This is a genomic window from Clostridium sp. MT-14 (assembly GCF_042436595.1).
Lineage (GTDB): Bacteria > Bacillota > Clostridia > Clostridiales > Clostridiaceae > Clostridium_B > Clostridium_B aromativorans.
The window spans coordinates 1-789 of the sequence record NZ_JBHMIY010000093.1 but is presented as its reverse complement, the minus strand read 5'-3'; the positions used below and the strand labels follow the sequence as shown (position 1 = coordinate 789).

Here is a 789-nt window from a genome sequence, read left to right as displayed (position 1 = left end):
TCAGTAAAGGCATCGGGCGTTCTGGCACTGATGTATCTTGTAAAAAACTCTGGATTGGATGTAAGTCAAATTGATTATCTAATAGAATGTTCAGAAGAAGCCGTGGGTGATATGAATCAAAGGGGAGGTGGAAATACTGCCAAAGCCTGTGGCGAAATAGCAGGAATAAAAGGCGCCACTGGAGTTGATATGAGAGGTTTTTGTGCGGGACCTGCCCATGCACTGATTACAGCTGCAGCTCTTGTACAATCTGGTGTATATAAGAACGTGGTAGTGTTTGCAGGCGGATGTACTGCCAAACTTGGAATGAATGGAAAGGACCATGTGAAAAAAAATATACCTATCATGGAGGACTGCCTCGGGGGTTTTGCAGTTCTTGTGTCGGAAAATGATGGAATAAGCCCGGTACTCAGAACTGATGTAGTTGGGAGACATACAATAGCCCACGGTGCTGCTCCCCAGGCTGTAATACAGGCTCTGGTACTTGATCCTCTGACTAAAAAAGGAATGAAAATTACGGATGTGGATAAGTTTGCACCTGAAATGCAGATACCTGATATAACAGAGCCGGCAGGTGCCGGGGATGTACCGACACAAAATTATAAGATGATAGGGGCTCTGGCGGTTAAAAGTGGACAGCTTGAGAGGAAACAGCTGCCTTTATTTGTCAAAGAACATGGTTATCCGGGATATGCACCCACTCAGGGACATATACCATCCGGCGTTCCTATTATAGGACACGGCATAGAACATATAATGAGTGGAAAATTGAACAATTTTATGGTAATA

1 protein-coding gene is annotated in these 789 nt (G+C 44.2%); it reads left to right on the top strand.

The features are described 5' to 3' along the window. Positions 1-789: glycine/sarcosine/betaine reductase complex component C subunit beta (gene grdC / locus ACFHWD_RS20640; protein ID WP_378062946.1), on the top strand; the 789-nt coding region annotated here is incomplete at both ends.